Origin of the sequence: Archangium minus, from assembly GCF_044360475.1 — a bacterium.
Lineage (GTDB): Bacteria > Myxococcota > Myxococcia > Myxococcales > Myxococcaceae > Archangium > Archangium minus.
Genome location: NZ_CP043494.1, coordinates 6,113,235 through 6,137,629, shown reverse-complemented (window position 1 = coordinate 6,137,629; position 24,395 = coordinate 6,113,235). Strand labels below are relative to the sequence as shown.

Annotated in this window: 23 protein-coding genes; 13 read left to right on the top strand and 10 right to left on the bottom strand. The window is 68.4% G+C overall.

Annotated elements, in window-relative coordinates; genetic code table 11:
- Positions 1-153: 153 nt before the first annotated feature.
- Positions 154-804, bottom strand: a complete 651-nt coding sequence (locus F0U60_RS24935) for a class I SAM-dependent methyltransferase (RefSeq protein WP_395824067.1) — start codon at positions 802-804, stop codon at positions 154-156.
- Positions 805-878: 74 nt separating this feature from the next.
- On the opposite strand from F0U60_RS24935, the gene F0U60_RS24930 reads away from it, so the two are divergent.
- Entirely contained in the window at positions 879-2,204 is a 1,326-nt protein-coding gene (locus F0U60_RS24930; protein WP_395824064.1) for a carboxymuconolactone decarboxylase family protein, read from the top strand.
- Positions 2,205-2,321: 117 nt separating this feature from the next.
- Positions 2,322-3,344, top strand: coding sequence for a DUF4105 domain-containing protein (locus tag F0U60_RS24925; RefSeq protein ID WP_395824061.1), 1,023 nt, complete (start codon positions 2,322-2,324; stop codon positions 3,342-3,344).
- 1 nt (position 3,345) lies between these two features.
- Here F0U60_RS24925 and F0U60_RS24920 read toward each other — a convergent pair whose 3' ends face one another.
- Together F0U60_RS24920 and F0U60_RS24915 are read right to left on the bottom strand one after the other, a co-directional pair.
- Positions 3,346-4,113, bottom strand: a complete 768-nt coding sequence (locus F0U60_RS24920; RefSeq protein WP_395824057.1) for a polysaccharide deacetylase family protein — start codon at positions 4,111-4,113, stop codon at positions 3,346-3,348.
- 128 nt (positions 4,114-4,241) lie between these two features.
- Positions 4,242-5,372, bottom strand: coding sequence for a type IV pilus twitching motility protein PilT (locus tag F0U60_RS24915; RefSeq protein ID WP_395824054.1), 1,131 nt, complete (start codon positions 5,370-5,372; stop codon positions 4,242-4,244).
- A 169-nt stretch (positions 5,373-5,541) separates the two neighbouring features.
- Here F0U60_RS24915 and F0U60_RS24910 point away from each other — a divergent pair, with 169 nt between their 5' ends.
- On the top strand, positions 5,542-5,901 hold the full coding sequence (locus F0U60_RS24910) for an STAS/SEC14 domain-containing protein (protein WP_395824052.1): 360 nt from the start codon (positions 5,542-5,544) through the stop codon (positions 5,899-5,901).
- 1 nt (position 5,902) lies between these two features.
- Here F0U60_RS24910 and menE read toward each other — a convergent pair whose 3' ends face one another.
- The 6 genes from menE to F0U60_RS24880 are packed head-to-tail and all read right to left on the bottom strand — an operon-like array spanning position 5,903 to position 13,270.
- The gene (gene menE / locus F0U60_RS24905; RefSeq protein WP_395824048.1) at positions 5,903-7,345 is read right to left on the bottom strand and encodes an o-succinylbenzoate--CoA ligase; all 1,443 of its coding nucleotides are present in this window, start codon (positions 7,343-7,345) and stop codon (positions 5,903-5,905) included.
- Positions 7,345-8,418: an o-succinylbenzoate synthase gene (menC, locus tag F0U60_RS24900; RefSeq protein WP_395824045.1), complete on the bottom strand. Its 1,074-nt coding sequence runs from the start codon at positions 8,416-8,418 to the stop codon at positions 7,345-7,347. The genes menE and menC overlap by 1 nt, the downstream gene beginning before the upstream one ends.
- Before the next feature lie 4 nt (positions 8,419-8,422).
- Positions 8,423-9,334 (bottom strand): 1,4-dihydroxy-2-naphthoate polyprenyltransferase, encoded by a 912-nt coding sequence (locus F0U60_RS24895; RefSeq protein WP_395825421.1) that lies wholly within the window; start codon positions 9,332-9,334, stop codon positions 8,423-8,425.
- Positions 9,335-9,355: 21 nt separating this feature from the next.
- Entirely contained in the window at positions 9,356-10,216 is an 861-nt protein-coding gene (gene menH, locus F0U60_RS24890) for a 2-succinyl-6-hydroxy-2,4-cyclohexadiene-1-carboxylate synthase (RefSeq protein ID WP_395824042.1), read from the bottom strand.
- Positions 10,207-11,976 carry a 2-succinyl-5-enolpyruvyl-6-hydroxy-3-cyclohexene-1-carboxylic-acid synthase gene (menD, locus tag F0U60_RS24885; protein WP_395824039.1) on the bottom strand — a complete coding sequence of 590 codons (1,770 nt, stop codon included), beginning with the start codon at positions 11,974-11,976 and terminating at the stop codon, positions 10,207-10,209. The genes menH and menD overlap by 10 nt, the downstream gene beginning before the upstream one ends.
- Positions 11,969-13,270 carry an isochorismate synthase MenF gene (locus F0U60_RS24880; RefSeq protein WP_395824036.1) on the bottom strand — a complete coding sequence of 434 codons (1,302 nt, stop codon included), beginning with the start codon at positions 13,268-13,270 and terminating at the stop codon, positions 11,969-11,971. Before F0U60_RS24880 ends, menD begins: the two co-directional genes overlap by 8 nt.
- Before the next feature lie 128 nt (positions 13,271-13,398).
- Here F0U60_RS24880 and F0U60_RS24875 point away from each other — a divergent pair, with 128 nt between their 5' ends.
- From F0U60_RS24875 to F0U60_RS24840, 8 genes are all read left to right on the top strand, one after another.
- Positions 13,399-13,782 carry a hypothetical protein gene (locus F0U60_RS24875; protein WP_395824033.1) on the top strand — a complete coding sequence of 128 codons (384 nt, stop codon included), beginning with the start codon at positions 13,399-13,401 and terminating at the stop codon, positions 13,780-13,782.
- A complete protein-coding gene (ubiE, locus tag F0U60_RS24870; RefSeq protein WP_395824029.1) occupies positions 13,779-14,468 on the top strand; it encodes a bifunctional demethylmenaquinone methyltransferase/2-methoxy-6-polyprenyl-1,4-benzoquinol methylase UbiE in 690 nt (229 codons plus the stop codon). The genes F0U60_RS24875 and ubiE overlap by 4 nt, the downstream gene beginning before the upstream one ends.
- A gap of 37 nt (positions 14,469-14,505) precedes the next feature.
- Positions 14,506-15,051: a shikimate kinase gene (locus tag F0U60_RS24865; protein ID WP_395824026.1), complete on the top strand. Its 546-nt coding sequence runs from the start codon at positions 14,506-14,508 to the stop codon at positions 15,049-15,051.
- A complete protein-coding gene (locus F0U60_RS24860) occupies positions 15,048-16,325 on the top strand; it encodes a shikimate dehydrogenase (protein WP_395824022.1) in 1,278 nt (425 codons plus the stop codon). Before F0U60_RS24865 ends, F0U60_RS24860 begins: the two co-directional genes overlap by 4 nt.
- Positions 16,322-17,341: a chorismate synthase gene (aroC, locus tag F0U60_RS24855; RefSeq protein ID WP_395824019.1), complete on the top strand. Its 1,020-nt coding sequence runs from the start codon at positions 16,322-16,324 to the stop codon at positions 17,339-17,341. The genes F0U60_RS24860 and aroC overlap by 4 nt, the downstream gene beginning before the upstream one ends.
- Positions 17,338-18,408 (top strand): 3-dehydroquinate synthase family protein, encoded by a 1,071-nt coding sequence (locus tag F0U60_RS24850; RefSeq protein WP_395824017.1) that lies wholly within the window; start codon positions 17,338-17,340, stop codon positions 18,406-18,408. Before aroC ends, F0U60_RS24850 begins: the two co-directional genes overlap by 4 nt.
- On the top strand, positions 18,405-19,667 hold the full coding sequence (locus tag F0U60_RS24845) for a 3-phosphoshikimate 1-carboxyvinyltransferase (protein WP_395824014.1): 1,263 nt from the start codon (positions 18,405-18,407) through the stop codon (positions 19,665-19,667). Before F0U60_RS24850 ends, F0U60_RS24845 begins: the two co-directional genes overlap by 4 nt.
- 89 nt (positions 19,668-19,756) lie before the next feature.
- Positions 19,757-21,052, top strand: coding sequence for a citrate synthase (locus F0U60_RS24840; RefSeq protein WP_395824011.1), 1,296 nt, complete (start codon positions 19,757-19,759; stop codon positions 21,050-21,052).
- Between the two features lie 105 nt (positions 21,053-21,157).
- On the opposite strand, the gene F0U60_RS24835 is transcribed toward F0U60_RS24840, so the two are convergent.
- The gene (locus tag F0U60_RS24835; RefSeq protein ID WP_395824008.1) at positions 21,158-22,975 is read right to left on the bottom strand and encodes an AMP-dependent synthetase/ligase; all 1,818 of its coding nucleotides are present in this window, start codon (positions 22,973-22,975) and stop codon (positions 21,158-21,160) included.
- Positions 22,976-23,062: 87 nt separating this feature from the next.
- Between F0U60_RS24835 and F0U60_RS24830 the strand changes: the two genes are divergently transcribed.
- Together F0U60_RS24830 and F0U60_RS24825 are read left to right on the top strand one after the other, a co-directional pair.
- Entirely contained in the window at positions 23,063-23,413 is a 351-nt protein-coding gene (locus F0U60_RS24830; RefSeq protein ID WP_395824005.1) for a hypothetical protein, read from the top strand.
- Between the two features lie 120 nt (positions 23,414-23,533).
- Positions 23,534-24,262 (top strand): bifunctional nuclease family protein, encoded by a 729-nt coding sequence (locus tag F0U60_RS24825; protein ID WP_395824002.1) that lies wholly within the window; start codon positions 23,534-23,536, stop codon positions 24,260-24,262.
- The last annotated feature ends 133 nt before the right edge of the window (positions 24,263-24,395 follow it).

Below are 24,395 nucleotides of genomic sequence, written 5' to 3'. Positions count from 1 at the left end.
ACACTGGCCCCCCGCGTCAAGGATGTTCGGCTGCCCTGCGTGCGGCCTGACTTATCGGATCCAATCCCCATAGGGCCCTCCGCCTGGAGGCCCGTCGCGGTCCCGCCTCGCTTCGACCCTACCTCTCAGAACAGGTGGCGCCCTCCCCCTCGGTCAGCGCCGCTCCACGTCCCACCAGCCGAAGTGCATCGTCCGTTGCCCGGTGAGCTGTACCCAGCCGGGCGCATGGGTGTAGGCACGGGGGAGGAGCTTCGCGGCCTCCAGGGCCCGGGCCGTCTCCTCGAAGGACGTGAAGTACAGCGTTACCTCTGTGTCCGCGGTTTGGACCTGCTGCCAGGCGTCCTCGTGCCCCTCCAGCCCCGGGCGGCGCTCGAGCACCGTGAAGAGCAGGCGCCCTCCGGGCTTCAGCGCCTCGGAGATGTGGCGCAGCGTTCGCGTCAGGTCGTCGCAAAAGTCGAGGCACCCCACCGCTAGCGCCACGTCGAAATGGCCGAGCTCCTTCCGGAGGGGGTCGCGGTAGCTGTGCACCCGGTACTCGCCCGCGGGCCGACCCCGCCTTGCCAGGGCGATCATTTCGGGTGAGAGATCCAGGCCCACGACCTGTACGGTTGGATCGAGCCCCCTCGTCAGGTGCCCCGGACCACACCCCACGTCCAGCACCCGACAGCCGGACACCACTGCCTCCCCTAGAAACCGCTCTACCCTCCCCTCGTACCGGTGCAGTGAGGGGAAGAAGGCCTCGTAGGCCTCGGCTATCTCTCCGTAGGCCTGACGGACGCTCTGCTCCTGTGTGTCGGTCGACATGTCCGCGGAAGCGTAGACCCGTCCCCCGGACAAAATCCGTTTTTCCTCTCCGTGAAGATGGAACAGGCTCGCTCATGAACCGACGAACCTTTGGCAAGACCGTCCTGGTCGGCGCACTCGCCCTTCCCTCTCGCGCGGTGGCACTGGGACCTTCGGTGTCGGGCGGAGGCCGCGGAATCCCTCTGTCCCGCCTTCGTGAGCAGATGAAGGCCCAGGGCGGTAGGGAGGTCCGCGTTCCCCTCCTGCCCGAAGCGGCCGAGGCGCTGAAGGGCGTGGAGTCCCTGGAGGCCGAGGGCAGCGGGCGGGTCCCTCACTACCTGCGCGCGTTCGGGGCCGTTCCGGCCGCGGCCAGGCCCTTCGCTCAGCTCATCAAGACCGTCTACACGCGCGGCTCGGTCGCGCCCGCCGTGAAGCTGGCCATGGGGTTGACGCTCGCGCAGTTGGACGGCAGCCCGTACGCCGCCGCTCACCTGGAGCGGTTGCTGCGGGCCTGTGGCGAGAAGGGGCGCTCCCTTCTGCGCGCATTGGAGGTCGGTTCCTACTCCGGGCTGGAGGCGCCAGAACGGGCCTCGCTGGAGTACGCGCGGGCACTGGGGCGCGGCCCGACAGGATTGGATGACGCGACGTTCGACGGCCTGCGCGCTCACTATCATGACGCGCAGCTCGTTGAATTGGCCGTCACGGTCTGCTTCAGCAGCTACTTCACTCGGTTGTGTGAAGGGGCGGGGCTACCCATCGAGCCTTGGGCAGGGGATACGCTTCCCGCTGCCATCCCCTCCGCCGCTGAATCGTCCGCGCCCCGTGTGGCGCTCATGAGCGATGCCGAGTTCGATGCCTATCGCGAGCTCGTCGAGCGGGCGAAGTCCGGACAGGGTGCCGCGAAGAGTCTGGGACTGGGCATCGCCCACTCGCAGCGAGCCATGGTGCGCGCCCCGGAGCAGATGCGGGCGTGGTTTGGATATTGGGCAACCGTCCGTGAAGCACAGGCCGTGGACACCGCTACCAAGTTGCAGGTCTCGTTCGCGGTCTCCATGCAGAATGGGTGTCGCTACTGCACCGTCCACCAGGTCGTGGGGCTGCGGCGCGCAGGCGTGGACGTGGCCAAGCTGATTGCCATGAAGAAGGATGATGCCGCACTGACCCCGCGCGAGAAGGTCGCGGTCGTCTTCGCTCGCCAGTTGACTCGCCAGCCCATCGTTTCGTCTCCCGCGGATTACAAAGCCTTGGAGGCGGAATTTGGCACACAGGGCGCGTTCGAGCTGCTGCTGCAGACCTGCGCGTTCAACTTCATGAACCGGTTCACGGATGGTCTTCGTCTTCCCTCGGAGGACGAGGCGATCAAGGTGTATCAGGAGGTCTACGGCCCTGGGTCCTACGAGGGTTATCGCAAGCGCCAGTGAGCAACTCAGGGCGGGATATACCCTCACCCTCGCCCTCTCCCAGAGGGAGAGGGGACTTCCACGGAGCCTCGGGCCTTCGACAGTCTCCTCCTCGTGACGGATACTCTCGACCCTCACATGCGTCTTCTCAGCCTCGTCGGATCCCTCTTCCTCTTCGTCCTCGGCACCGCGTGGCTCGTCCCCGCTGTCCTCCTCACCGGCGGCGGTCCCCAGGGCATCTCCTGGTGGCGGTATGCTGTATGCCTGGTCCTCGCCCTGACCGTGGGGCTCTCCTGGCTCCTCCAGTCCCGCGGCGTCGCGCTGGGCGTGCTCGCCTCGCTCTGCGCCGCCGTGTTCGTCTGGACGCGCACCGTCCAGCCCTCTCTCTCCCGCGACTGGGCGCCGGATCTCGTTCGCGCCTCCCGCGCCGAGATTCAGGGCTCCCGCGTCACCCTCCACGACGTCCGCGACTTCCGCTACCGCTCCACCACCGACTGGGACGCGGCCTGGTACTCCGCCACCTACGACACCCACGACCTCGTCCGCGCCTGGTTCATCGTCGAGCCCTTCTCCGGCTTCGAGGGCGCCGCCCACACCATGGTCAGCTTCGAGTTCTCCGGAGAGCGTTTCGTCTCCTTCTCCGTGGAGATCCGCCGCGAGCGCGGAGAGACCTACTCTGCCCTCGGCGGCCTGTTCCGCCAGTACGAGCTCATCTACGTCGTCGGTGACGAGCGCGACCTCGTCCAGCTCCGCAGCAATCACCGCCGCGATGATGTCTACCTCTACCCCGTCCGCGCCTCCCAGGAGCGAACCGCCGCCTTCTTCCTCGACATGGTGCAGCGCATGAACGCGCTCCACGAGCGGCCCGAGTTCTACAACTCACTCACCAACAACTGCACCACCAACCTCGTGCGGCATCTCGAGAAGGTCAGCGCCACCAACGTCCCCTACGACCACCGCACCCTCCTCCCCGCCTACTCCGACGAGCTCGCCTTCGCGCTCGGGCTGCTCGACACCAACGTGGGCCTCGCCGAGACGCGCGAGCGTCACCGCATCAACACTCTCGCCCTCGCCGCCCAGGATCGCGATGACTTCTCGCTCCGCATCCGCGGACGGGTCGCCCCCGCTCCCAGCTCCACCGCCGAAGCCTCGGAGCCCTGAGTCATTCCGCCGGGGGCACCCTGCTCGCCGTGGTCGCCCCGGAAGCCGACGCGATGCCTCCGAGCTTCAGCAGCTCGGATACCGTCACGAAGCGGTACCCCTGCTCGCGCAGCTTCCCGATCACGATGTCCACGGCCTGAATCGTCCCGGGTTTGTCCTCCCCTCCATCGTGGAACAGGATGATGGAGCCCGGTCTCACTGTCTCCATCACCCGCGACGTCAACAACCCTACGTCCTGCTCCGCGTCGTCCCTCGGCACCACGTCGAAGGTGATGTGCTTGCGCCCGCTCCGTGACAGCAGCCACGGCAGCACCACCAGCTTCTTCCCGTTCGGCGCCCGGAAGAGGATTTCGCCTTCCACTCCCAGCCCCCGCAGCAGCGCGTCCGTCTTGTCGATTTCCTCCTGGACATAGGACGGCGTCTTGAAGATCAGCCGGTGGTGTGAATACGAGTGGTTGCCCACCTGGTGCCCCTCGGCCAGCACCCTCGCCGCGAGCTCCCGGTGGCGCTCGATGTTCTTCCCCACCATGAAGAAGCTGGCCTTCACCCCGTGCCGCTTCAGGATGTCGAGGATCGCCTCCGTCTGGCCCGGCTTCGGCCCGTCATCGAACGTCAGCGCCACCACCTTCTCGGGTGTCTCCACCCGCACGTAGAGCTCGCCTAAAAGCTGGAAACTCCACGACTTCGAGAGCTGCCACAGCCCCACCAGCAGCCCCAACACCACGAGCGGCGTCCCGACCGCCCATCGCATCCATCGCTTCCGGTTCATGCCGGCCCTACCTTGCATGTGCCGCGCCGGCCCTCCTCAAGGCTCAACCCCCGATGGACGTGGCGCGCCGGACACACCTCCCGCGGACACCGGGACACACCCCGACTCGAACCGCGGGGGCCGCCCGCTCACTCGAACTCGAGCGCGCGCTGGAAGTCCGCCGGGTTGGTCGCCGCGCTCTGCGCCGTCTCCAAGGTGATGATGCCCTGGCGATAGAGCTGGCTCAGGTGCTGATCAAAGGACTGCATGCCGAACATGTCTCGGCCCTTCTCGATCACGTCCTTGAGCTCACTGGTCCGATCCTCGCGGATGTACTGCTCCACCGACTTCGTCTGGACCATGATCTCCAGCGCCACCGTGCGTCCCTTGCCGTCCGCCTTCGGCAGCAGTCGCTGCGAGATGGTCGCCTTGAGGCTGTCGGCCAGGCGCATGCGCACCATCGCCTGCTCCTCGGATGGGAACACCGACACGAGTCGGTTGATGGTGCGCGAGGCGTCCGTTGTGTGCACCGTCGAGAGCACCAGGTGGCCCGTCTCCGAGGCCTTGAGCGCGATGTCGATCGTCTCCGTATCGCGCATCTCGCCCACCAGGATGACGTCCGGATCCTGGCGCAGCGCAGCTCGCAGCGCGATGGCGAAGTTCTCCGTGTCCGGGCCAATCTCTCGCTGCGAGATGGAGGACTTGTGGTTCTTGTAGATGAACTCGACCGGGTCCTCGATGGTGAGGATGTGCAGGTTCTCCGTGCGGTTGATGTGATCGATCATCGCCGCGAGCGTCGAGCTTTTGCCCGAGCCCGTCGCCCCCGTCACCAGCACCAGTCCGCGCTCATTGCCGGCGATCGTCTTGAGCACCTGCGGCAGCCCCAACCCGTCAATGGTGGGGATCTCGTCCGGGATGATGCGCAGGATGCACGCCAGCGTGCCCCGCTGCCGGTAGATGTTCACTCGGAACCGCGCCACCCCCGGCAAGCCGTAGGAGGTGTCGTACTCCTGCAGGTTGTCCACCTGGGTCTTCGTCAGCGGATCCTGGATGATGTGAAGCGCCACCTGTTTGGTGTGATCCGGATGCAGCTTCTCCATCTTCAGCGGCCGCAGCACACCATTGACCCGGTAGATAGGCGGATCGCCTGGCCTGAAGTGGATGTCCGAAGCGCCGTTCTGAACGCCGACCGTCAGCAGCTTGTTGAGCGTTGCCTGATCCAGGGGAGTACCTCTCTCGTCGGCGGTGGATTCTAGGCGAAAGCCCCCCAGGCCAGCCAAGAACCTGACCGGATTCCCCCCTCCCGTCCCCTCTCGGGTTTCACCACGCCGTCACACTCGGGGCCTCTGGCATGAGGCATGAATTCCAGGTAGAAAACTCCGTTGTCCCTCGCCCCGCTCCGCAGAGGTTCCCCTGTTCCAGGTCAAGGTCGATCCGTCGAACGCCATCGTGGAAGTCACCCTGGAAGGCACCGTTCGCGCCGATGAGATGCAGCAGTTCGTCGAGCAGTCTTTGAACGCAGTGCGCTCGCTCGCTCAACAGGGGCGCGTCGTCGTCGCCCTGGCGGATCTGCGCCACCTCCGCACCACCTCGCCCGAGGCGGCGGAGCTCCTCCGCCAGGGCCAGATGACCGCGATGCAGGCGGGCATGAAGCGCATCGCCGAGCTCGTCAGCAGCGAGCTCACCACGCTCCAGCTCAACCGCATCGCGCGCGCCAGCGGCATGGACCAGATCCTCCGCCGCTTCCAGGACGACGAGGAGGCCCGGCGCTGGCTCCTCGAGGCCAGCAACGAGCTCAACGCGGCCTGACTCAGGCTGCTTGCGCCCGCTGGCGCAGCACCGTGCGCTCCACCTTGCCCATGGCATTGCGCGGCAGCGCCTCGATGCTCAGGAAGCGCGCGGGGACCTTGAAGCCTGCCAGGGACTCGCGACACCATGTCCCCAGGTCCTCCGGGAGCGGGACTCCGTTGCGCGTCGCCACGAAGGCTACCGGCACCTCGCCCCAGCGCCCGTCCGGCACTCCCACCACCGCCGCCTCCTGCACCGCCGGGTGCGCGGCCAGCACCGCCTCCAGCTCGGCCGGGTAGATGTTCTCCCCTCCCCGGACGATCAGGTCTGTCCGCCTGGAGAGCACCGTGAGCCGCCCTCGCTCGTCCAGCACCCCCAGGTCCTTGGTCCGCAGCCAGCCGTCCCGCAGGGCCTCGCTCGTGGCCTCCGGTCGGTTCCAGTAGCCGGCCATCACCGTGGGGCCTCGCACCTCAATGTCCCCTTCCCTCCCCGGGCCCACCGCCTCGCCCCCGGGGCCCACAATGCGAAGCTCCAGGCCCGGCAGCGGGCGGCCCGCCGTCCGTCCGTCTGCCTCGTCCGGGCGCTCCGTGGTCACCTGCGAGCAGGCCTCCGTCAGCCCGTAGGTCTGCAGCGACAGGATGCCCGCCGCCCTCGCCCGCTCCAGCAGCGGCGCGGGCACCGGCCCTCCGCCGATCAGCGCCAGCCGGAACGTGGATGGCACGGGGCGGTCCTTCCGCGCGTCCAGAACCCGCTCCAGCGTCGTGGCCACGAAGCTCGCGTGGGTGATGCCCTCCTCGTCGATGGCCCGGTTGGTGTCGTCCGCCTCGAAGCGCTCCCTTAGGACGAGGCAGCCTCCGTCGTACGCGGTGCGCGTGAGCATCGCCAGGCCCCCCACGTGAAAGAGCGGGAGCGTTCCCAGCCAGCGCGGCGCAGGGTGTGGGCCCAGGTTCGCCTCGGAGCAGCGCGCCGACGCCCGGAAGTTTCCCTCCGTCAGCACCGCTCCCTTCGGCCGACCCGTCGTCCCCGAGGTGAAGAGGATCACCCGCGGCGTCTTCGTCTCCAGGGGAACACAGTGGGAATCGGGTGCGCCCAGCGCGTCCGCGAAGGACTCCAGTGGCTCGGCGTCTGGGAGGCGCTCGGCGAGGTTCGTGAGCGCCAGGGTGAGCCGTGGGGAGATGTCCTCAGTCAGGGGTTGAAGCTCCGCCCTGGTGAGCCGCGCGTTGAGCGGGACCAGCACCGCTCCCAGCCTCCCGAGCGCCAGGAAGAGGAACACCCCCACTGCGTGGTTCGTCGCCAGCAGCGCTACCCGGTCTCCCGCCGTGACACCTCGGGCTCGGAGCGCCCCCACCCACCGGCCTACCTCGAGGTCCAGCTCCCGGTATGTCCACCCCTGCCCCGCGAAGGTCAGCGCCGGTGCGTCCGGTCGCGTCTCCGCGCCGGTCCGGATGGGGCATGTCCACTGCATCAGTTCACTCCCTGGCCCGGCTTCCGCGGCAGCTCGATGCGGCCCCGCACCGGGCGGAATGGGTGGTTCCCGGGCTCGTTCTTGAAGAGGTGTCCCACCCCCAGCCCCGATGCGTACCTCCCCGACGGCAACGCCGCCGCCAGGTGCGCCGCTCCCGCTCGCGCGATCACCCCATCCAGCGAGCTCGTCACGTACGCGTCCAGCCCCTTCTTCGCCGCCTCGCGCGCCAGTGACAGCGCCGGCAGCAGGCCTCCCAGCACCATCGGTTTGAGGACCAGGATGCCCACCGTGCGCGGGTGGTTCAGGAGCGCTCGTACGACCTCCGGCAGCGCTAGAGATTCGTCCGCCGCCAGCGGGCAGGGGGCGTGCTCGCTCAGGCGCGCCAGGGCTTCGTGCTCCTCGGCCGCTACGGGCTGCTCGCACAGCTCAAGGTGGTATTCGCCTAGCTCCGCCAGCGCCGGTCCCGCCTCTGACTCCTTCCACCCTCCGTTCGCGTCCACTCGCAGGTGGATGGTCTGGCCTACTGCCTTCCTCACCGCCGAGAGTCTCGCAACGTCCTCCGCCAACGGCCGGCCTGCGACCTTGAGCTTCAGGGTCTCGTAGCCCTCCGCTACCGCTCGCTGTGACTCCTCCGCGAGCGCCTCCGGTGATGCGGCTCCCAGTAGCGCGTTGACCCGTATTTCTTCTCGGGCTTCGGCCGAGAGGAGTCGGCACAGTGGGAGTCCCTGGCGCTGGGCAAGGAGATCCAGGAGCGCTTGTTCCACCGCGTGTCTCGCCGCCGGGGTCCTCATCGACAGGCCACCCAGGGGTAGACACATACCCTCACCCCGACCCTCTCCCAGAGGGAGAGGGAGTTGATTGGGGTGAATCGATTTCAGGGCTTGTTCGCAGTCGCTCGGGGATTCCGTTCCGAACTCCTGCAATGGCATCGCCTCGCCCTGTCCTACTCGCCCTTCCTCGTCCCTCAGGCGCACCACGTAGCCCTCTCGTGCCGCGTACGTGCCCCTCGCCGTCTTCAGAGGGTTCACCAGCTCCAGGCGCAACGGCTGGAGGGTCACCTCCGTGATGCGCATCGGCTCACCTCAGCAACAGCCCCGCCGAGAACAACACCCCGAACACCAGTTGCAGTCGCGCCGTCCCGCCCAGCGCTGGGTTCAGCGCCGCTCCCTCCGCCCCCAACACCAGCTTCAGCGGCGGCACCGCCACCGGCACGCTCAGCAGCGCCAGCAGCACCCACGGGCTCGCCAGCCCCAGGCCCCACATCACCAATGGCGTCGAGAAGGCCGCCATCAACAGCAGCACGTACTCGGCCTTGCCCATCGTCGTGCCGAAGCGCACCACCAGCGTCCTCTTGCCCGCCTTCACGTCCGTCGATGCGTCACGCAGGTTGTTCACCACCAGCAGCGCCGTGCCGATCGCTCCCACTGGGATCGCCGCCCACCACGCCGCCGGGCCCACCGTCAGCGCCTGCACGTAGAACGTCCCCGGCACCGCCACCAGCCCGAAGAAGATGAAGACGAACACGTCGCCCAGTCCGTTGTACCCCAGCGGAAACGGGCCTCCCGTGTACGCGTAGCCCGCCAGCACCGACGCCAGCCCGATCGCCACGATCGGCCACCCTCCCACCACCACCAGGTAGATGCCCGTCACCACCGCCAGCCCGAAGCACAGCAGCGCGCTCGCCAGCACCGTCCCCGGTGCGATCAGCCCACTCTGCGTCACCCGTTTCGGCCCCAGCCGCTCCGCCGTGTCCGCGCCCTTCTTGAAGTCGTAGTAGTCGTTCGTCAGGTTCGTGCCGATCTGGATGAGCATCGCGCCCACCAGCGCCGCCAGCGCCGGCAGCCACCGGCCCACGCCCAGCCCGTAGGCGAGCGCCGTCCCCACCATCACCGGCACCAGCGCCGCCGTCAGCGTCTTCGGCCTCGCGGCCATCAACCACGTCTTCAAGGTGGGGCGAGGTGCCTCCACCGCAGGAGCTATCGCGTTCATGGGATGAATCACTCTCGGCTTCTAGCCGTGGCCCCCGGCTGCGCTCTTGTCGGGCGTGGAGCTCTCGAATTCGGGCGCTTCGTACCAGGGCGTCTGCAGGAAGGAGAGCACCTCGCGGGCGTACTCCTCCGGTACTTCCAGATGCGGGGCATGGGTGCAGTCCTCGAACGTGCGCCGCCACACCACCGGCAGATCCTCCGCCATCCGACGGGCAATCTGCGTGAACTTCTCGTCCAGCGCCCCTGTCAGCAGCAGCGTGGGCAGCCGCTGGCGCTGTAGCTCCGGCCAGTAGTCCGGCTGCGCCGCCAGGCCCAGGCACTCCAGAGCCCCCACCAAACCGTCCACCGTGCACTCGAGGCGCCGGACCCGGACGGATTCCTGCTGCTCGGCGGGCAGCTTGCGCACGCCCGCGAAGAGCGGCAGCGACTCCCAATACGCCACGAAGGCCGGCACGCCCTTCTGTCGGATCATCGCTGCGAGCTGCGCGTCACTCACGCGCCGCTCCGTGCGGTGCTGGCGACGGTGCAGCCCCGGCGAGCCGCTCTCCATGATGAGCCGCCCGAAGCGCTCGGGCCGAGTCAGCGCCGCGGCCAGCGCGAAACGCGCGCCCTGCGAGTAGCCCAACAGGTTCGTCTTGGCCACGCCCACCTCATCCATCACCCCGAACAGCGCCTCAATTGTCTCGAGGAAGCCATCGCGGCCGGTGCGCGTGGGCAGCGGCGTCTGGCCGTGGCCTGGCAGGTCCACCGAGATGACCCGCACCTTGTCTTTCAGCAGCGGGCGCAGGTGATCGAACGAAGAGCGATTGCCCGTGAATCCATGCAGAAGGAGGAGCGGGTGCGAACCCTCTCCCCACGTCTCGTACGCCATCTTCAGAGCCATGGGCCTTCTCCCAATGCGGTAGCCATCCTCGCGAAGAGTTGCCGGTGCAGATCCACGTTCCTCGCGCGCTCCGCCACCTGGACCTCGACAACGTGGAGGCCGCCTTTGAGCCCCTCGGCCACAGCCGAGCGCAGCGACGCGGGCGAGTCCGGGCGCCGGAAGCGAGCCTGGTAGAGCGCGGCGGCGTGCGACAGGTCCACGCCATGCGGCGTGCCCCACAGGTTCTCGTATTGAGAGCGCGCTTCCTCGGCCTGCGCGATGGGAAGGAAGGAGAAGATGCCGCCCCCATCGTTGTTCACCACCACCACCGTCAGGGGCACTCCGCTGCGGCGAGCCGTGAGCAGCCCTCCCACGTCATGCAGGAAGGCCAGGTCTCCCGTCAGCAGCACGGTGGGACGTCCCGAAGCCGCCGCCACGCCGAGCGCGCTCGACACGATGCCGTCAATGCCGTTGGCGCCCCGGTTGGCCAGCACCCGCAGTCTCCGGCCCGTCGAGGGCGCGAAGGCATCCACGTCGCGGATGGGCATGCTGCTGGACACGAACAGGTTCGCCCCGTCCGGCAGCGCCGTCACCACCTCGTGGGCCACCCGCATCTCCGTGAGCGACGGGTCCTCCGAAAAAGCCGACTCCAGCGCCGCCCGGGTCCACTGCTCGGCCCAGAGGAAGCTCCGCGCCCACGGACCCAGGCCGCGGGAGAGCCCCTGGGACAGTGCCTCGCAGGCCGCCACCGCCGAGCCCTCCACCACCCGCGCCGCAGAGTGCGCCGGATCGAAGAGCGCGCCCTCGTCACTGAAGAGCACCACCTCCGCGCCCGAGCTGTCGATCCACGCCTGCGGCCCCTTGGGCGTCAGGCATCCACCAAAGCGCAGCACCAGTTCCGGCCGGTGTGCTCGAGCGAAGGGCTCGTGCCGCAGCATCGCGTCGTACAGCGACACAGTGGCCGGACCGCCACCGTAGCGCGCCTGGGAGGCGGCCTCTGCCAGCACCGGATAGCCAGTGGCCTCGGCGAGCGAGGCGATGGCCTCCGCGAATCCATCGTTCTCGTCCCGAGGGCCACAGACGATGACACCGCGCTCGGTGGCGGCCACCCGCGCACGCACCGCCTCCAAGGCCTGAGCCTCCGGCAGACGCGAGGGCGGATGGATGCGCGTGAGCGGCACACCGGGCCGGCCTTCCCGAGCCCGCGAGGAGAGATGCTTCGCGTCGAAGCTCCCCAGCGTGGGCGCGAGCGGCTCCCGGAACGGCACGTTGAGGTGCACCGCGCCCCTGGGCGCACGCCAGGCAATGGCCACGGCCCGGGCCACGGTGGCGCGCAGGTGCACCAGCGCCGCGTCATCCGCCTCCGGCAGGCCCACGTCCGCGAACAGCCGCGCGAAATCCCCGTAGAACCGCGCCTGGGGCACCGTCTGCGGCGCGCCCCACCCCTGCAACTCCAGGGGCCGGTCCGCGGTGAGGACCACCAGCGGCACCTGCGACATGGCCGCCTCGATGACCGCCGGGTAGAAGTGCGCCCCCGCGGTCCCACTCGTGGCCACCAGCACCACCGGCGCGCGCGACTGCTTCGCCAATCCCAACGCGAAGAAGCCGGCGCTGCGCTCGTCAATGATGGACCAGGTGCGCACCCCGTCGGTGCGAGCACACGCCAACGCCAGTGGAGAGGAGCGCGAGCCCGGACACACCACCGCGTGCCGCACGCCGCCTCGAACCAGCTCCTCCAACAATGCCCGCGCCCAGAGCTGATTCAGGTTGGCGTCAGACATGTCCTCCTCCGAGGGCCCGCAGCATGGCCAGACTCTTCATCTCCGTCTCGCGCCACTCCGCTTCGGCGCTGGAGCCCGCCACGATACCAGCACCCACGAAGAGTCGGGCCTGGGATCCTTTTATGCGTGCCGAACGCAGCGCCACCATCTGATGCGCCCGCCCGGGTCCTATCCAGCCAACCGGTCCCGCGTACCAGCCTCGATCCAAGTCCTCGTGCTCGACGAGGAACTCCAGTGCGCGCTCCCGAGGCGTGCCTCCCACTGCCGGTGTGGGGTGCAGCGCCGCCACCAGCTCTGCCACGCCCACTCCCTCGCGCAGCTCGGCGCGAATGCCAGTTCGTAGGTGCACCACGTTTTTCAGGGTGAGCAGCGCCGGCTCGGCGTCCGACTCGAGGTGCTCGGCCAGCGGCTTGAGTGCCTTGAGGATGTAGCGCACCACCGCCTCGTGCTCGCGGAGATCCTTTTCGCTCCCGCCCAGCTCTCCGGCCTGTGTGGGCGACGCGGACCCGGCGAGTGCCTCGGTCTCCAGGCGGCGCCCCTCCAACCGGCACAGCGTCTCCGGCGTGGCGCCCAGGAAGGCCGCTCCGTCCGGTGCACGGAAGAGGAAGGTGGCACAGCGCGGGTTCTGCTCGCGCAACCGGGCCAGCACCTCCACCCGATCAAAAGCGCGCTCGCCCTCCACCTCTACTGCCCGCGCCAACACCACTTTCTGGAGTCCTCCACTGCTGATCGTCTCCACCGCACGCGTCACACGCCCCTCGAACTCCGGCCGGGACGAGGACAGCTTCAATGCCTGGGTCCCATTCCCGGGGTGGCGGTAGCCCGTCGGAAAGGCCGCGCCCACCCGAGCCAGCAACGAGCGCACCACGTCCTCGGCGCCCGGGCCCTCGGGCGCAAAGGCCGCTGCCGCCACGCCCGTGCCCTCGCGCCACACCACCACCTCCGGCAGCGTCCACCGCCCGAAGCCGAACGGCCCCCAGCCTCCATCTCCGCCCACCTGGGAGAAGCGCATGCCTCCGAACCAGGGACCCGGCAGCGCAGTGGGAGACGCACCCAACCACCGCACCGAGTCCGGCGCCGACAACGCCTTGAGCACCGTCAGCACCTGCGCGGCGCTCTCGGCCTCCACCGATGCCGCCTCGCCCCACCCTGCCATCGCCTCACGCGCGAGCGGTCGCTCCCAATATACGGATGGCTCGCCCAACACCTCCGCCCCCGCGAGCGGATCCACCGCGGCCAGGGAGATCATCCCCGCCACCCAGTGGCCTCCGTCAGCGGGCACGAGCGTCGTCATCAGCGGTCCTCACGAGGCTCCACCACCAACCAGGGCGGCAACCTCTTGTTGTTCTGTACGCCGGTTTGGCTATACAAGCATCACGGGGTTCAAAACAACGTGAACTCCACATGGGACGGGAGGCGCCCGTGAGTGGCAAACCAGGTGAGGTGGGCGGAGGGACGCCCCGAGAAGGACCTCCCCGGGTGAACCGGACCTGGAGGCCCGAAGGGACGCGGGTGCGAGTGGGTCGGGTGGTATTCAAGGCCCGCACCAGTCCTTACGCCTTCCAAGAAAAGGGCGAGCTCGGGCTGCGCGTGCTGGCTGAGGCCGCGCGCAAGGTGGGGCTGCCCATCGTCAGGTTGATGATCGAAGTGCAACCCCGGCCTGAGCAGGCCTTATGCGATGGGCAGCAAGCCCTCACGCCGGAGCGCTTCCAACAGTTGATGCGGCGGCTGCCGGGTGTGCTAGACGCCGTGGACCGTCATCTATGGAGGCCGGAGGTCCCGGCCCATGTCGCGGAGGCTCGATGAGCACCGAAGTTCGTCAGATGTTCTCCTCCATCGCCACGCGGTACGACGTGACGAACGAGGTTTTGTCATTCGGTGTCCATCGTCTGTGGCGGCGCGCGGCTGTGCGCCTGAGCGGCGCCCGGGAGGGTAGCGCCGTCCTCGACTGCGCCACCGGCACCGGTGACCTGGCGCTGGCCTTCAAGCGCAAGGTCGGCACTTCGGGCCGAGTGGTGGGCACCGACTTCTGCAAGGAGATGTTGGACAGCGCTCCGGCCAAGGCCGCCCGCGAGGGACTCCAGGTGGAGTTCCAGGTGGCTGATGCCATGGATCTACCCTTCGCGGACAACTCCTTCGACGTGGCCTCCATCGCCTTCGGCATCCGCAACGTGGATGACCCGGTGAAGTGCCTGAAGGAGATGGCGCGCGTGGTTCGCCCCGGTGGGCGCGTGGTGGTGCTCGAGTTCGGCCAGCCCACGGGCCTCTTCGGCGCCCTGTTCCGCGTCTACAGCAAGGTCGTCATGCCCACCATCGGTGGCCTGCTCACCGGCAACCGGGCGGCCTACGAGTACCTGCCCCGCACCTCGGCCGCCTTCCCTGCCGGGGACAAGTTCCTCTCCCTGATGGAGCAAGCCGGCGCCTACCAGGAAAGGGTGGCCCACCCGATGATGTTCGGGACATCGTACGTCTATGTCGGGACCGTCCGCTGACCAGAGGCGTCAGCTCATCGAGAGAATCCTTACGGCCGTGGATCCACGGCTCGCGTCCGCGCTGCGGCAGGAGATCGCCCAGCCTGGACCTCTCCCCCTGCCCGCCGAGGGGCAGACCGTCGTCATCGCCGGGCACCGCGCCGCGGGCAAGACGCGGCTGCTGCCCCTGGTGAGTGCGGTGCTCGGTAGACCGGGGGTGGACCTGGATGCCGAGCTCTCGCGCCGCTCGGGGCGTTCCCTCCGAGACTGGGTCGTCGAGGACACGGACGGCTTCCGCTCGGCCGAGCGCAGCCTCCTGCTGGAGCTGCCTCGCGGCTCCGTCGTCTCGGTGGGCGGCGGGTTCCTTTCGAACCACCCGGACGCCCTCCATCCTTATTACACCCTGCTCGTGCCCGTCTCCTTCGAGACCTACCGCGAGCGACTCCTCGCCGACACCACCCGCCCTCGGCTGCGCCCCGGTATGTCGCTGGAGGAGGAGATCAGCACCATCTACGAGCAGCGCCAGGTACTCCACGCCCGCGTGCCCACCGTGAGCCTCGCCGACTTCCTGCGCGCCCTTTCTTCCTTAGGGAGCCAGCCATGATGTCGGCCCGCCGCGTCGTTACCCTCCCCCCGACCCTGCGAGGCCCCGAGGCGCTGCGCTTCGCCACCGACGTGCGGAGCCGGGGAGCTGATGTGCTGGAGGTCCGGACGGATCTGCACCCCGCGGAGGCGGTGGACGCGGCGGCGCTCGCAGGCATCCTGGATCTGCTTGTCTCCGAGCGAGGCACGCCCCTGCCCCCGGCCTGGGTGGCTGCCGCCCGGTGGGTGGATCGGGATGTCGTCCACGCGGGAGCGTTGGATGCGCCCGCTGGGAAGCTGCTGGCCTCCCACCATGCCGAGCGGCCCCTGTCCACCGAGGAGGCCCTGCGCCTGTGGGACGTGGCGATCCCTGCCGGGGCGCTGGTGAAGCACGTGGAGCCGGTCGGGGAGTTGTCTCAGGCTCGGGTTGCGGTGCTGCTGGAGACTCAGGCGCGGCTACGGGCTCGGTTTGGAGAAGGACGGGTGACCCTGCTCGCCATGGGGCCCGTGGCGCTTCCCATTCGCGCCGTGCTCGCTCAGCGCAATGTGCTCGACTACGTCGCACTGGGCGGAGATTGGAAGGCAGCTCCGGGACAGCGGTTGCTCGCGGATGCAGTCCGGGAGGTGAAATACCCTCACCCTGTCCCTCTCCCTGAGGGAGAGGGGGTGGTGACGCGGCTGGGGATTCTGGGGACCTCGATCGCTCATTCGCGCTCGCCTCGCATCCACCGCCAGCCCTTCGACCGCATCGACATCCCCGAGGACGCCCCCGTTGAGGCCCTCGTTGATGCCCTCCTGCCTCACTACCGCGGCTTCGCTGTTACCAGCCCCTTCAAGATTCGCCTCGCCCGGCACACCGGCTCGCCGCTCGACGCCATCAACACCCTCGTCCGCCGCCGCGACCGCTGGGAGTCCTTCAACACCGACACCGAGGGCGCTCGCACCGTCCTTGAGCGGCTCGGTGCCCGTGACGTCTTCGTCCTCGGAGACGGCGGTGCCAGCGCCGCCATCCGCTCCGTGACCCCCGAAGTCGGGTGCCAGCTGCGCTTCCTGAAGCGTGCGGAAATCTCCTCACCCCTGGCCGGTTGCGGTATCTGGACCTGGCCCGATCGCATCACCCCACCTGACGCCCTCCGCTTCGAGGGAGCCCGCGTCGCCGTCATCGCCTACGGAGCCCCGGCACGCCGCATCGCCGCCGAAATCACCCGCCGCGGGGGCTCCCCGCTGATGCTCGGCGCGGCGTGGTTCATTGCCCAGGCCCGCCGGCAGCGCGCCCTCTGGGAGAACGCCTCATGAATACCCTCGGTACCCTCTTCCGACTCACCACCTTCGGCGAGAGCCACGGCCCCGCCCTCGGCTCCATCATTGATGGGTGCCCCGCCGGTGTCCCCCTCGAGCGCGAGCACATCCAGGTCGCACTCGACCGTCGTCGGCCCGGCCAGTCCTCCCTCACCACCGCGCGCGCAGAGCCCGACCAGGTGGAGATCCTCTCCGGTGTCTTCGAGGGCAAGACGCTCGGCACGCCCATCGCGGCCATCGTCCGCAACACCAACCAGCGCTCCGGGGACTACGAAAAGCTCAAGAGCGAGGATCGTCCCGGTCACGCCGACGCCGTCTGGCGTGAGCGCTTCAAGCACCGGGACCACCGGGGTGGAGGGCGCACCAGTGGCCGCGAGACGCTCTGCCGCGTCATCGGCGGTGCTGTCGCCGAGGCCTACCTCGCCCAGGCCTTCCCCCAGGTGCGCACCGTCGCCTGGGTGTCGCAGGTGGGTAACCTCGTGTCCGCCGTGCCCGAGGCCGGTCTCACCCGTGCCATGGTGGATGCCCACCCGACCCGCTGCCCGGATCCCGTCGCCCGCGAGGAGATGTCCAAGCGGATCCTCACCGCCAAGGAGGCCGGCGATAGCCTGGGCGGCTCCATTGATGTCCGCGTGGACGGCCTGCCCGTGGGCCTCGGCGAGCCCATCTTCGGCAAGATGAAGGCGCTGCTCGCGCACGCGCTTGGCAGCGTGGGCGCCGTGACCGGAGTCGTCTGGGGTCCGCCGGATCTGCTCTCACGCATCGAACAGCCCGGCAGCGTCTTCCACGCCCAGAAGGACACCTACGGCGGCATCCAGGGCGGCCTGGCCAATGGCGAGCCCGTGTCCCTGCGCGTCTACTTCAAGCCCCCCGCCACGCTCGCGGACCACGCGAAGTCCGGGCGACATGATCCCTGCATCATGCCCCGCGCGGTCCCCGTGCTCGAGGCCATGGTCTCGCTCGTCCTGGCAGACCTCATCCTGCAACTGAACGCCCGGCCCCACTCCGTATGATCCAATTCCCTCCTGGCACCTACCGTCACGCCACCGATCGGTGGGGCTCCTTCAAGCGTCAGTGTGCAACCCTCCCCGAGGGCGCTCTCGCCGTCGTGGATCGCACCGTGGCTCGCCTGCATCCCCAGGTGATCAAGTCCCTCGAGGCGCGCAAGCCACGCGCCATCATCCAGCTCACCGGCGGCGAGAGCGCCAAGAGCTTCAAGGCCCTGGAGCAGGTGCTCGTCGCGGGCCTCTCGATGCCACGCTCGGGCACGCTGATCGCCATCGGTGGAGGCACCATCGGTGACGTGTCCACGGTGGCGGCGCACCTGCTCAAGCGGGGCGTGCGGCTCGTGCAGGTGCCCACCACGCTGCTGGCCGCGGTGGACAGCAGCCTGGGTGGCAAGGGCGCGGTGGACATCACCGTGCGCGGCCGCGTGGTGAAGAACCCGGTGGGCGTCTTCCACTACGCCGAGGAGGCGTGGCTCTGCCCCGAGTTCTTCGCCAGCCTGTCGGACACACAGCTCCGTGAGGGATCGCTCGAGGCCTGGAAGATGGTGGCCAGCCTCGACGAGGAGCTCTTCCTCTCCTACTCGCGCCGAGCGCCCGCGCTGGAGCGGATGGTGAAGGACGCGCGTCGCCTCAAGGAGTCGGTCTGCGCGCAGGATCCCTACGAGCTGCAGGGCCTGCGGCGGGTGCTCAACTTCGGCCACACCTTCGGCCACGTGCTGGAGAGCGTCTCGCGCTTTCAGCTGTCGCACGGGGACGCGGTGGGCCTCGGAATGCTGTGCGCGCTCGACGTGGGCCGCGCCATGGGCATCACCCCCGACGAGGTGGCCTGGCAGGTGGAGGACGCGCTCCACCAGGGACCCGGAGTGCTCGGCCGTGAACGGACGGCGGACCTGCTCGCGCGCGCAAAGTTGAAAGATGTGTCGGCCCTGCTCTCCGCGGACAAGAAGGCTGGCAGCGCCGGGGAGCTGCGCATGATATTGATCACCGATGTGGGCAAGGCGGTGGTGCGCGACGTCTCCGAGGACGTGTGGCGCGCGCTTTGGCCGGCCTGGACCCAGGGAGTGCGCCCGTGACCCAGCTTCATGTCGATCCGAGCCACCTCGTTCCCGAGGTCCTCACGCCCCCCATCTCCAAGTCGGACGCACAGCGGGCGCTGGTGCTGGCGCACCTGACGGGGTCGTGGCCCCTGCCTGTCCTCCAGGAGGAGCCCGAGCACTACCTCCCCGCGGATGTGCGCGTGCTGCGCCGGGGCATTGAGGCCCTGCGCCTGCCTCCGGGCACGGTACGCGACGTGGACTGCGCGGATGGCGGAGCCCCCTTCCGCATCCTCGTCACCCAGTCCGCGGTCACGCCCGGCGCGCATGTGCGCCTCACGGGCACGCCCCGGCTCGGCGAGCGCCCCCATGGCCCCCTCTTCGAGTCCCTGCGCGAGGCACTCGGCCCCTCCGGCCTGGTGCTCACCGAGGGCCACCCTTGGCCCGTGGAGATCCGCGCGCCGACGGCCACTGGCAAGCCCGTCTTCCGGGTTCCTGGGGCTCAGAGCAGCCAGTACGCCTCCAGCCTGCTCCTGGGCTGCGCGGCCCTGTACCTGCGCGAGCGCCGCCCCTGGAGCGTGGAGATCATCGGCGAGCTGACGAGCGCGGGCTACCTGGAGCTCACCGTCTCCTGGCTGCGCCGCTTCGGCTTCACCGTCCTGGAGCGCGACGGCCGCTTCGAGGTGACGGACTACCGTGCCCCCGAGCGCCCCCCGGCGATGCCGGGCGACTGGTCTTCCCTGGGTTACCTGCTGCTCATCTCCTGGCGCACCGGGGGAAGCGTGGAGCGGGCGGACCTCTCCAGCGCCCACCCGGACCAGGCCCTGGTGCAGCTGGTGGAGCGCGCGGGCCTCAAGGCGATTCCCGGCCCCCAGAACACCCTGCGCATGACGGGGACGGCTCAGGACGGGCTGGTGGCCTCGGGCAAGGAGTGTCCGGACCTGCTCCCCACGCTGGCCGCGCTCGCGTGCGTGCTTCCTCGCCCCTCCACCCTCTCCGATGTGGGCATCCTGCGCCTCAAGGAGAGCGATCGACTGGAGGGCATTCGCACACTGGTGGACGCATTCGGTGGAAAGACCGTCCTGGACGGCGAGACACTCACAATCCACCCTCCTACCTCCCATCCGCCGCGCTTCTCCATGGACAGTAAAGGAGATCACCGTCAAGCGATGGTCGCGGCTACTCTCTCTGTTGTGTCAGGTGTTCCCCTGACCCTCACCGGACCTGAATGCGTAGAGAAGAGCTTCCCTGGCTTCTGGCGACAATTGGAACGCACTGGGGTCCGACTCACGTCGTGAAACGGGTGTTGCCCAGGGGGAAACGCGGCCTCCCTGGGTGTCGTTCTTTTTTGTTGAAAGCACTCTGCCGCCTGTGAAAAGTCCCGCCCATGCCCAAGGACACGCTGACCATTACGGACAACCGTACCGGGAAGACGTACGAGGTCCCGATCGAGAACGGTTGTATTCGGACCAACGCTCTCAGGCAGATCAAGGTCTCAGAGGAAGACTTCGGTCTGATGGGTTACGACCCCGCGTTCCTCAACACGGCCAACTGCAAGAGCGCCATCACCTTTATCGACGGTGACAAGGGCATCCTCGAGTACCGGGGCTACCCCATCGAGCAGCTCGCGGAGCGCTCGTCGTTCCTGGAGGTGGCCTACCTGCTGCTCAACGGGGAGCTCCCGACGCAGAAGCAGCAGGATGAGTTCACCTACCTCGTGACGCACCACACGTACGTGCACGAGAACATCAAGACGTTCATGGACGGGTTCCGCTACGACGCGCACCCCATGTCCATGCTGTCCTCGACGGTGGCGGCGCTCTCGGGCTTCTACCCGGACGCCAGGAACACCAAGGACGAGCGCAGCCGCCGCATCCAGATGACGCGGCTCATCGCGAAGATGCCGACCATCGCGGCGTTCTCGTACCGCCACAGCATGGGCCTGCCCTACGTCTACCCGGACAACGATCTGTCCTATGTGGGCAACTTCCTGGCGATGATCAGGAAAATCGGCACCAGCACGTACAAACCGCACCCCACGCTGGAGAAGGCACTGGACGTGCTCTTCATCCTGCACGCGGACCACGAGCAGAACTGCTCGACGACGTCGGTGCGCACGGTGGGCTCCTCCGAGGTGGATCCGTACTCGGCGGTGGCGGCGGGTGTGGCGGCGCTCTACGGCCCGCTGCACGGCGGCGCCAACGAGGCCGTGCTGCGCATGCTGCGCGAGATCGGCCACGTGTCGAAGGTGCCGGACTTCATCAAGGCGGTGAAGGGCGGCGAGGGTGAGAAGAAGCTGATGGGCTTCGGTCACCGCGTGTACAAGTCCTACGATCCGCGCGCGAAGGTCATCAAGCGCGTGGCGGACGAGGTCTTCGAGGTCACCGGCAAGAACCCGTTGCTGGAGATCGCGGTGGAGCTGGAGCGCATCGCCCTCCAGGACGAGTACTTCGTGAAGCGCAAGCTGTACCCGAACGTGGACTTCTACTCGGGCCTCATCTACGAGGCGATGGGCTTCCCGGTGGAGATGTTCCCGGTCCTCTTCGCCATTCCGCGCACGGTGGGTTGGGTGACGCAGTGGGAGGAGATGGTGAAGGATCCGGAGCAGAAGATCGCCCGTCCGCGCCAGGTGTACACGGGTCCGAAGCGGCGCGACTTCGTGCCGATGAACGACCGCAAGTAGTCCCACCCGCAGGACGAGGGGGTGCTCAGGTTCCGAGCACCCTCTCCCTCTGGGAGAGGGCCGGGGTGAGGGTCTACGGATCCACACCTTGGCCCTTTCGACGTTTCAGGACGCCCGAGCCTCAGACGCCTCCTCGGCATACAAGGACTCGATGAGCGCCTGATGGCGCGCCTCGATGACCTGGCGGCGCATCTTCATGCTGGGGGTGAGCTCTCCGCCGGCGATGGTGAAGTCCTCGGGGAGGATGGCGAAGCGCTTGATCGTCTCGAAGCGAGCGAGGCGCGGATTCACCTCGCGCTCGATGGCCTCGTGCAGGTGCTGACGCAGGCGGGGATCCGCGGCGAGCGTGGGGAGGTCCTCGGGCCAGCCATACTGACGCGCAAGCGCGCGGGCGCGCTCAGGATCCAGGGTCAGCAGCGCCACCAGGAACCGACGACGCTCGCCGATGACGACCGCATGACCCACGGGCGACACGGCCTTGAGGAGCATCTCGATGTGGGCGGGGGCGGTCTTCTTCCCGCCGGAGGTGACGATGAGCTCCTTCTTGCGACCCGTGATGTGGAGGTAGCCCTCGGAGTCGAGCTCGCCCACGTCGCCTGAGTGCAGCCAGCCCCCCTCGAGCAGCTCTTCGGTGGCGGCGGCGTCCTTGAAGTAGCCCTGGCAGACGCCGCCCCCGCGCACGAGGATCTCCCCGTCCTCGGCGATGCGGACCTCCACGCCCAGCATGGGACGGCCGAGCGAGCCCAGGCGCGTGGCCCCGTGGACGTTGAAGGTGGTGGGCCCGGTGACCTCGGACTGGCCGTAGACCTCGCGGATGATGATGTCGAGCGAGGCGAAGAACTCGAGCACATCCCGACCGATGGGGGCCGCGCCACTGGAGAAGAAGTGGGTGCGATCAAAGCCCAGCTTCGCCAGCAACGCTGGGAAGAGGGTGCGCCGGGCGAGCTGGTACTGCCCCTCCAGGTGCAGGGGCACTCGCTCCTGGCGCAGCACGCGGGCGTGGCGCTCGGAGGCGACCCGGCGCGCCCAGGCCACCACCTTCTGGCGGGCCGCGGGCTGTTCGCGGAGGGCCTCCTCGAGGCGACCCTTGAACTTCTCCCAGACGCGCGGCACGCCGAAGAAGAGCGTCGGCCGGGCCGCACGCAGATCCTGGGGCAACGACTCCAGTGACTGAGCGAAGTAGACCTCGGCGCCGACGAGCAGCGGCCCGTAGAGGCTGATCATCTGCTCGGCGATGTGCGCCAACGGCAGGTACGAGAGCAGCGCCTCATCCTCCTCCGACATCCCCGTGATGCGCATCAATCGTTCAGCCGTCCACACGAGGTTGTGGTGGCTGAGCATGACGCCCTTGGGGTTGCCGGTGGTGCCGGAGGTGTAGATGAGGCAGGCGAGCCCATCCGGCTGGAGTGCGTTGACGGCGTCCCAGTAGGGCCCCTCGTCGGCGCCGGTGCCGAGTGTCAGCACCTCCGCGTAGCGCAGCACCCCCTCGGGCAGCGGGGCCGAGGGCGCATCCAGGACGATGATGTGCCGCAACCGAGGCACCCGCTCGCGCACGGCGAGCGCGATGGCCAGGTGCTTCTCGCTCTCCACCACGAGGTGCCGCGCCTCACAGTGGTCCACGATGTACTGAACCTGCTCGGGGCTGCTGGTGGTGTAGATGCCCACCGGCATGCCACCCAGGGCCATGGCGGACAGGTCCGCCACGAGCCACTCCTCTCGGTTGAAAGAGAGGATGGGCAACGCACTCCCCCGCTGGAAGCCCAGCGCGTGCAGTCCGAGGGCGAAGCGCTTCACCCTGACGGCATAGTCGTGCCACGAGGTGGGCACATAAGTATGACCCTTGCGCGTCCAGAGCGCCGGACGGTGTTGCCGCCGGCTGGCCTGATCCTGAAGCGCGTGCACCATCGTCCGGGGAGTGTCCATAGGGATTTCGAGGCTACTGAAACCGGGAGCTCACTCGCCACGGGCGTTGACAGGCTACGGGAGCCCTATGTATTCCGCGCGACTCACATGACGATCGATCTCACCTGCCAGAAGTGCGAGGGCACCTTCGAGCTGGACGCTCAGGACATCATCGAGGGGACGGAGAAACTCGTCTGCCCTCATTGCGGTCAGAAGGCCCCCACCAACATTCAAGAGGACTTCGTCTCGGCGCTCACCGAGATGAGGGCCCAGGTGGCCGCACTGGGCAAGCGTTTCGCTGTCTCCATGTCCCTGGAGACGGAGGAGCTCGAGGACGAGCTCGACGAGGATGAGGAGACTGACGAGGACGAGGAGTCCGACGACGAGGAGCTCGACTTCGACGAAGACGAGGACGTCGAGGACGAAGAGGACTACGACGAGGACGAGGACGAGCGCTGAGGCGCGCCTGTCTACTCTCGTCTTTTGTCTCATGCAGGACGCAAGCAGTGGGCGGCTGAGGAGCAGGCGAGCACATTCGAGTGCCCTCCCGCCCCCGGGGTACATGCACACGTTTGCAGGGTGAAAACGCACATCCCTGCCGGCTTCGTCCTCGCTCCGCTGTCCGCCGCGCTGCTCGCCCTGGGGGCGCTTTTGCTCCCGGGTTTCGGCGCCCCACCCGCTCCTCGGGTCGCCGCTGCCGCCGATGACAGCAAGGCGTGCGTGCCCAAGCAGGGTGGAAACCCCTCTGCATGCAAGGAGTTGGTGGAGCTCGAGGTGCGGGATGTCATCCCACTCGCCGAGGCGCAGACGCACGCCGTGGTGCTCACCACGTCCGATGGAGCCATGGTGCTCCCCATCTTCGTGGACGAGTCGGCCGCGGTGGCGATTGCCTTCCGGCTCGCGCACCTGCGCCCGCCCCAGCCGCTCTCGCAGGATCTGCTCGGCTCGATGGTGACGGAGCTGGGCGCCAAGGTCACCGAGGTGCGCATCGACGACTTGCGGGACGACATCTACACGGGCCGCATCTTCCTCGAGCAGGGCAAGCGCAAGGTGACCCTGGATGCCCGGCCCTCGGACTCCATCGCCATGGCGCTGGATGGGCAGGCGCGCATCATGGTGACGCGCAAGGTGCTGGACGAGGCCGGCATCAGCCGCGACGAGATTGACTCGCTGAAAGAGGGCGGCCCCGGCGTGGGCGGCAGTGGCCCACCGGACATGATGGATCCAATGGATCCGCACCAGGGCATGCCGCCTCCGGGCCTCGCCCCGAAGCTGGCGCCCGACAAGACGGACGAGATCAGCCTCTAGCGACAGCACAACCCGCGCATGGAAAAGGCGAAAGCCCGGCCCCCCCTCCCAGGGAAGCCGGGCTTTCTCGCAACGTAGGGACAAAAAACCCGTGGTGAAGAAAACCGCCGCGCCGACGCCGTCGCATTCGCCC